This window comes from Streptomyces spongiae (genome assembly GCF_009377185.1).
Classification (GTDB): Bacteria; Actinomycetota; Actinomycetes; order Streptomycetales; family Streptomycetaceae; genus Streptomyces; species Streptomyces spongiae.
Map to the genome: position 1 here is coordinate 1 of NZ_VJZC01000488.1, position 7,619 is coordinate 7,619.

The 7,619-nt window shown below is 73.0% G+C and carries 4 protein-coding genes and 1 pseudogene; 4 read left to right on the forward strand and 1 reads right to left on the reverse strand.

The window, feature by feature from the left end:
* The 4 genes from FNH08_RS39115 to FNH08_RS39130 all read left to right on the forward strand — a co-directional run.
* Nucleotides 1–2,578, forward strand: a 2,578-nt coding sequence (locus FNH08_RS39115; protein ID WP_152776281.1) for a putative baseplate assembly protein, incomplete at its 5' end; no start/stop codon positions are given.
* Entirely contained in the window at nucleotides 2,578–4,797 is a 2,220-nt protein-coding gene (locus FNH08_RS39120) for a hypothetical protein (protein WP_152776282.1), read from the forward strand. The genes FNH08_RS39115 and FNH08_RS39120, both read left to right, overlap by 1 nt.
* 103 nt (nucleotides 4,798–4,900) lie before the next feature.
* On the forward strand, nucleotides 4,901–6,451 hold the full coding sequence (locus FNH08_RS39125) for a DUF6519 domain-containing protein (protein WP_152776283.1): 1,551 nt from the start codon (nucleotides 4,901–4,903) through the stop codon (nucleotides 6,449–6,451).
* 5 nt (nucleotides 6,452–6,456) lie between these two features.
* Nucleotides 6,457–7,347, forward strand: a complete 891-nt coding sequence (locus tag FNH08_RS39130; protein ID WP_152776284.1) for a peptidoglycan-binding protein — start codon at nucleotides 6,457–6,459, stop codon at nucleotides 7,345–7,347.
* Between the two features lie 90 nt (nucleotides 7,348–7,437).
* On the opposite strand, the pseudogene FNH08_RS52560 reads toward FNH08_RS39130, so the two are convergent.
* Nucleotides 7,438–7,619, reverse strand: a pseudogene (locus FNH08_RS52560) (M1 family peptidase); the annotation flags it as partial.

Consider the following 7,619-nt stretch of genomic DNA (forward strand, 5'->3'; position numbering starts at 1 on the left):
GGCCCTGAGCGGCGTCCTGCCCGCCCTGCGCGCCTCCGCCCCCGCTCCCCGCGGCGGCACCCGCGCCCAGCTCCCCGGTACGGACACCGCCCGGCTGCTCTCCGCCCTCAACCCCGGTCTGAGCGGCCTCTACCCGGCCTGGCGCACGGCCGCGGCCCCCGGCACCCCGCAGCTCCTGCGCGACCTGCTCGCGATGCGTGTCACGGCCGCGCCCTTCGGTGCCACGGCCCCGCTCAAGCCGGTCCAGGACGACCGGGGCCGGGTCATCCGCACCGCGGACTGGCCGCTCACGGGCGCCGTCCTGGTCAGCATGCGCGTCGTGTTCGACACGGCGGGCAAGGTTCCCGTCCGGGCGGAGTTCCAGTACGTCGAGGGCAGCAGCTCCGACCAGCGCGCCGAGAACCTGCCCGTCACCCAGCCGGTCGTCTTCCCCCTGGGCACGGGCGAGGTCGAACTGTCCACGCGGGTCGCCCAGGACCGCGACCTGCACTGGCTGAACCGCCGTCCCACCGACTCCCAGGAGCCGGGGGTCACCGCCCACCTCCGCGACGGCCTGCCGAACTACGACCTGTTCGTGTCGCGGCCCGACGACGAAGGACTCGTCCATGTGATCGTCGGCGACGCGGACCCGGTCACCCTGCGCCCGGGCGACACCAAGCCGCTCCACCTCGGCGACGAGGAGATCAGCCTCCGCTACACGACGGGCAGCAGCGAGCCCCACGTCGAGGTCGTCCTCGCGAGCAAGCGCGACCCCGTCAACCGCCGCGTGCTCCAGCTCGACACGGTGCACTCCGGCATCACGGTCGGCAGCTGGGTCGCCGTCCAGCGCCCCGCCAAGGGCGCCGACAACGGCATCCCGGGCGACAAGAAGCTGGCGTTCGTCACCACCCAGGTCGTCGCCGCCCGTACCGCCGCCTACTCCAACTACGGCATCACCGGCCGGGGCACCGAACTCACCCTCGCCGCCCCCTGGCTGGACGAGTTCGACGTGCTGCTCTCGCACATCCGCGACACCACCGTGCACGCGGCGGGCGAGCCCCTGCGCCTGGCGGACGAGCCGCTCGGCGAGGACGTCCACGGCAACGAGATCGAACTCGCCGAGCTGTACGACGGGTTGCGGCCCGGACGCACCCTGATCATCGGCGGCGAGCGCAGCGACATCCCGGGAGTGGCCGGCGTGACGGCCACCGAGGTCGTGACGATCGCCACCGCCGACCCGGCCGTGGACCCCCACCTCCCCGGCGACCACGTCCACACCCGGCTGACCCTGACCGCGGACCTCGCGCACCGCTACCGCCGGGAGACCGTCCGCATCCTCGGCAACGTCGTCGAGGCCACCCACGGCGAGGGCCGGGAGGAGGCGATCGGCAGCGGCGACTCGGACCGCGTCAACCAGACGTTCGCGCTGTGGCAGTCACCGCTCACCTGGCTCGCCGACGACAACCCCCTCGGCGCCACACCCGTGCTGGAGATCCGGGCGGACGGCGTGCTCTGGCACGAGGTCGACAGCCTCGCCGGACGCGGCCCGCGCGAGCGCGTCTACATCACCGGCTCCACCGCCGACGGCCGCACCACCGTCACCTTCGGCGACGGCGTCCACGGCGCCCGCCTGCCCACCGGCCACGACAACGTCCGGGCCCGGTACCGCTTCGGCACCGGCAAGGCCGCCAACGTCGCCGCCGACCGGATCACCCAGCCGCTCACCCGGCCGCTCGGCGTCAGCCAGGTCACCAACCCGCGCCCGGCCACGGGAGGCGCCGACGCCGACGGCCCCGGCCAGACGCGCCGTACGATCCCGCTCGCCGTCTCGGCCCTCGACCGCCTGGTCTCCGCCCCCGACTACGAGGACTTCGCTCGCTCCCGCGCCGGCATCGGCCGCGCCGCCGCACGCGAACTCTTCAACGGACGGCGCCGCGTGCTGCACGTGACGGTCGCGGGCACGGACGACGTGCCGATCGACGGCGATTCGGACACCCTGAGGGCCCTGCGCGGCGCCCTCACCGAGTACGGCGACAGCAACCTCCCCGTCCGCGTGGACATCCGTGAACTGGTCCTGCTCCTCGTCGCCGCCAAGGTGAAGGTCGCCCCGGACCACGCCTGGGAGATCGTCGAGCCACGCCTGCGCCAGGCCCTCCTGCGCCGGCTGGGCTTCGAGGGACGGGAGTTGGGGCGGCCGGCCCGACTCTCCGACGTCCTCGCCACGGCCCACACCGTGCCCGGCGTCGACTACGTGGACGTCGACGTCTTCACCGGCGTCCCCGCGTCCGCCACCCCCGAGGAGCTCACCGCGCTGCTCACCCGCCCGGGCCCACCGAGGGCGACGGTCCCGGCCCACCCGGCAACGTACGACGAGAAGACCCACACCGTCCGCGCGAAGGACGGCGAGACGCTCTCCTCGATCAGCGCCCGGTACGGCGTCCCGCTCGCCGAACTCCTGCGCCTCAACCCCGACATCACCGACACCCGGCGCCTGGCCAGGGGCCGGACGGTGCTCGTCTTCCGCGGCATCCGCCCGGCCCAGCTCGCGCTGCTGTCGCCGAAGGCCGCGGACACCCTGATTCTGACGGAGGTCAAGTGATGTCCCCGGACATCCCGTACGAGACGGCAGCCCCGGCCACGTCCAGGGAACCCGACGGGCTCGCCGAACTGCTGCCCCGCTGGCACCTGTTGCGCGACGCCGAGGAGGGCGAACCGCTGCGCGCCCTGCTCGCCGTGATCGCCGAACAGCTCGACCGCGTCCGCGACGGCGTGGCCCAGGGCTACGAGGACCTGTTCGTGGAGACCGCGGCGCCCTGGGTGCTGCCGTACCTCGGCGACCTCGTCGGCTACCGCACCCTCCCGGGCTACGAACGCGTCCTCACCACGGGCCTGCACACCGGCGGCCGCGCCGAACTCGCCGAGGCCGTCGCCCCGCGCGCCGACGTCGCGGCCACCGTCGCGGGCCGCCGCCGCAAGGGCACCCTCCACCTCCTGGAGGAGATCTCCGAGCGGGTCACCGGCTGGCCCGCACGCGCCGTCGAACTGTCCCGGCACGTGGCCCACACCCAGCCGGTGAAGCTGTACGGCACCGGGGGAGCCCACCGCGGGGGACGGGGCCGTCTCGTCGACCTCCGCGACGGCTCCGCGCTCGCCCTCGCGGGCGGACCGTTCGACACGGCGGCCCGCACGGCCGACGTCCGCCGCGCCGACTCCAGCCGCACACAAGGCGGTTGGACCCCGGCCGGGGTCGGGCTCTTCGTGTGGCGGCTCAAGGCGTACGCGCTGACGTCGTCCCCGGCGTACTGCATCGACCGGGCCCGCAACCTCTACACCTTCTCGATCCTCGGCAACGACACCCCGCTGGTCACCAAGCCGGTCCCGGAGCCGTCTCCCACCCACCTCGCCACGGTCGACAACGTGCCGGGGTTCATCACCCGCCGTCTGCTCCACGACCGCCTGGCCGACTACTACGGCCCCGGCAAGAGCCTCGTCATCCGCCGCGACGGCGAGGACCAGCCCGTACCGCCCGCCGACATCGTCGTCGCCGACCTCTCCGACTGGCGCTACCGGCCCAAGAGGGGCCAGGTGGCCGTCGACCCCGAGCTCGGCCGGATCGCGTTCGGGTCGCGGTCCGCGCCCCGGCAGGGCGTGTGGGTGGACTACCACTACGCGTTCGCCGCCGACCTGGGCGGCGGCGAGTACGAGCGCGACGACCGCGTGCCCCTCCCCCACTCTCGGCTTCGCTCGAGCGGGGGGACCCCCATGGACGCGACCTTCTACCGGGTCGGCCCGGGAGAGCGGTTCCGGCAGATCATGGACGCCTACCGGGCCTGGCAGCACGACCGCCGCGCGGGCCGGACCGGCCCCGAGGGGATCATCGAGATCACCCACAGCGGCGCCTACCAGGAGCAGCTGGACTTCGACCTCGACCCCGGCGACCGCCTCGAACTCCGGGCCGCCGAGGGCACCCGGCCGGTCATCCGCCTCCTCGACTGGTACAGCAACCGCCCGGACGCCCTCAACATCCGCGCGGTCGCCGACGACTGCGCCCCGCACGAGCGGCCGCGCATCGTCCTCGACGGGCTCCTCGTCGCCGGACGCGGCATCAACGTCACCGGCCCTATGGGCTCCGTCGTCGTCCGCCACAGCACCCTCGTACCCGGCTGGTCCCTCGAGCCCGAGTGCGAGCCGCACTCACCCGAGGAACCCAGCATCGTCCTGGAACGCACCACCGCCTGCCTCCAGATCGAACACAGCGTCCTCGGCACCATCGAGGTCATCGGCGACGAGGTGAGCGAGGACCCCCTCGACATCCACCTCCGCGACAGCGTCCTCGACGCCACCGGCACCGACCGCGAGGCCCTCTCCGCCCCGGACTGCCGCCACGCCCACGCCGTGCTCCACCTGCACCGCACGACCGTCATCGGCGAGATCCACACCCACGCCGTGAAGATCGCCGAGAACTCGATCCTCACGGGGAAGCTCCACGTGGCCCGCCGCGGCATCGGCTGCCTGCGCTACTCGTACGTCCCCGCCGGGTCCCGTACGCCCCGCCGGTACCGCTGCCAACCCGACCTGGCAGGGCCCGCCCAGGCGGCCCGCGTACGGCCGCTGTTCGCCTCCGAACGCTACGGGACGCCCTGGTACGGGCAGTTGGCCAACCGGTGTGCCGAGGAGATCCGGCGCGGCTCGGACGACGGTGCCGAGATGGGCGCCTTCCACGACCTGTACCGCCCGCAGCGCGAGGACGGCCTGCGGGCGCGGCTCGCGGAGTACACGCCCGCGGGCACCGACGCCGGGATCTTCTTCGTGACATGAGCCACCCCGGACTCCCGAGCCGCGTCTGAACCCGCCCGGCCGCGTGAGCCGTACCCACTGACACTCCTGAATCGCACCATCCTCAACCAGGGGGACCCCTTCCATGCACGCTGACCTGTCCCGCCTCACCTTCCGTCCGGAACGCCACTACTCGGCGGTCGTCGCCCAGCAGGGCCGCGTCCAGCTCGACGCCGACACCAACGAGCAGACCGCGATCCAGCTCCACCAGGCCCGCACCCTCGCCGCTGACCTGATCGGACAGCACGGCGGGCCGCGTAAGGCGTGCGGCTTCCGCATCGACTACATGGGCGGCCGGCACGACATCGACACCCTCCACATCCACGGCGGCCGCTACTACGTCGACGGCATCCTGTGCGACGCGTCCCGCCCGGCGCCCGGCACCCCCGTACCGGACGAGGACGCCGAGGAGCAGGAGACCGCCGAGCCGCCCGCGTACTGGACCTACTGGGACCAGCCCGACGGCCACCGCGACCCGGAGAAGCCCGGCGACCGGCTGCCCTCGCCCGCCCAGTCGCCGTTCCTGGTCTACCTGAACGTGTGGGAGCGCTCCGTCACCGCGGCCGAGGACCCGGCGCTGCGCGAGGTCGCCCTCGGAGCGGCGATGCCCGACACCGCCGCCCGCGTGAAGGTCGTCTGGCAGGTGCTGCCGCTGTCCCTCGCCGCGCTGGAGATCGAGGAGACCGACCCCTCCAAGGACATCGTCCGCGCGGCCTTCGACCGGTGGGCGAAGGGACAGGCGGCCTCCTCGGCCCGGCTCGCCGCCCGCAGCGAGCGGCCCGACCACGCCGACGAGGACCCCTGCCTGGTCAAGCCCGACGCCCGCTACCGCGGCCCGGAGAACCAGCTGTACCGGGTCGAGGTCCACGCCGGCGGCGAGGCGAAGGACGCCACCTTCAAGTGGTCCCGCGAGAACGGCTCGGTCGTCTTCCCGGTCGACGAACTCGACGGCACCTGGGTGCAGTTGGCGTCCCTCGGGCACGACGACAAGCTGGACCTGGACGTCGGCGACCACGTGGAGTTCACCGACACCGCGTACGCCTCCCGCCTGGAGGCCCTGCCGCTGCTGCGGGTCGAGGAGCTGGACCTGCCCGGCCGCCGCGTCCGCCTGTCCGCCGAGCCGGAGCCGGGCGTCGGCCGGCTGCCCGACCTCCACCCGTTCCTGCGCCGCTGGGACCACCACGAGGGCCCCAGGCGCAAGGGCCGTACGACATCGCTGAAGGCAGGCGCGGTCCCCGTCACCGAGGGGGAGTGGCTGCCCCTGGAGGACGGCATCGAGGTGTACTTCGCCAAGAGCGGCGCGTACCGCACCGGCGACCACTGGATCATCCCCGCCCGTACCGCCACCGGCCGCGTCGAATGGCCGGCCGACCCGGCACGCCGTCCGCTGCTCCAGGGCCCGGCCGGTATCGCCCGCCACTTCGCCCCGCTGGCCCTGATCAAGGGCGAGGGCAGCCCCGTCGACCTGCGCTACGCCTTCGGATCGCTGGCGAGCAGCGTCCCGGCCGCGGACGAGGCGGCACTCGCGGCCGAGGCACAGGCCAGCCGTGAGGAGCGGGCGGCGGAGTCCGACCCGTCCGGCGGGCGATCACAGACCACATCCGAGGCGGAAGCCGCCGCGGAAGGAGACCGGTAACAACCATGGCGAAGCCACTGAGCGCATCGAAGATGGTGGAGATCCTGCGTGCGGAGGGACTGAAGGTCCACGAGGTACGCAGCTGGCGCACCCACAACCGCAACACCAAGGGCCCCTGGGGCCCGGTCAACGGCGTGATGATCCACCACACCGTCACCTCCGGCACCCAGAACTCCGTGAACATCTGCTACAACGGCCACTCCAGCCTCCCCGGCCCCCTCTGCCACGGCGTCATCGACAAGAAGGGCGAGATCCACCTCGTCGGCAACGGCCGCGCCAACCACGCCGGTTCCGGCGACAGCGACGTCCTGCGCGCCGTGGTCAACGAGACGAGGCTGCCGGCCGACAACGAGGCCGACACCGACGGCAACCGGCACTTCTACGGCTTCGAGTGCATCAACCTCGGTGACGGCAAGGACCCCTGGCCCGAGGTGCAGAAAGAGGCCATCGAGAAGGTCGCCGCGGCGATCTGCCGCCACCACGGCTGGACCGAGCGCTCCGTCATCGGCCACAAGGAATGGCAGCCGGGCAAGGTGGACCCGCGCGGCTTCACCATGGACGGCATGCGCAAGCGCGTCGCCGAGCGGCTGGACGGCAAGGGCGGCTCGACGAAGCCGGCACCCGCCGACCCGAAGCCGCCCAAGCCGAAGTACGAGCCGTTCCCCGGCAGCGGCTTCTTCCACATCGGCCGCAAGTCCCCGGTCATCACGGCCATGGGCCGCCGCCTGGTCGCCGAGGGCTGCGGCCGCTACGAGGAGGGCCCGAGCCCCGACTGGACCGAGTCCGACCGCCGCTCCTACGCGGCCTGGCAACAAAAACTCGGCTTCAAGGGCAAGGACGCGGACGGAATCCCGGGCAAGGTCAGCTGGGACAAGCTGAGGGTCCCGAACAGCTGAAGGGTCACCCGCGCCCCGTTTTTAGGGGCGCGGGGAACTGCGCGACCAGCCACAATGCACCCGCAGATGACAACGAACCCAGCGCAGTCCCTACGAGTTGGTCGGCGGATAAGAGGGCCGCGCCGGAAACCGCGTCCCGCCCGGCGAGGGCAACGGCGGCAACTCCGGCTCATACAGCCACCCCTGGAAGACCGCGTCCATCGGCTCCGCCGAGAACCGCGCCACATGCCCCGTGAACGTCCCCGTGGTGACCGCACCACCCCGATGCAGCC

Coding starts and splice junctions, on each gene's coding strand:
- FNH08_RS39120 (WP_152776282.1), top strand. CDS start 2,578: ATGTCCCCGGACATCCCGTACGAGACGGCAGCCCCGGCCACGTCCAGG.
- FNH08_RS39125 (WP_152776283.1), top strand. CDS start 4,901: ATGCACGCTGACCTGTCCCGCCTCACCTTCCGTCCGGAACGCCACTAC.
- FNH08_RS39130 (WP_152776284.1), top strand. CDS start 6,457: ATGGCGAAGCCACTGAGCGCATCGAAGATGGTGGAGATCCTGCGTGCG.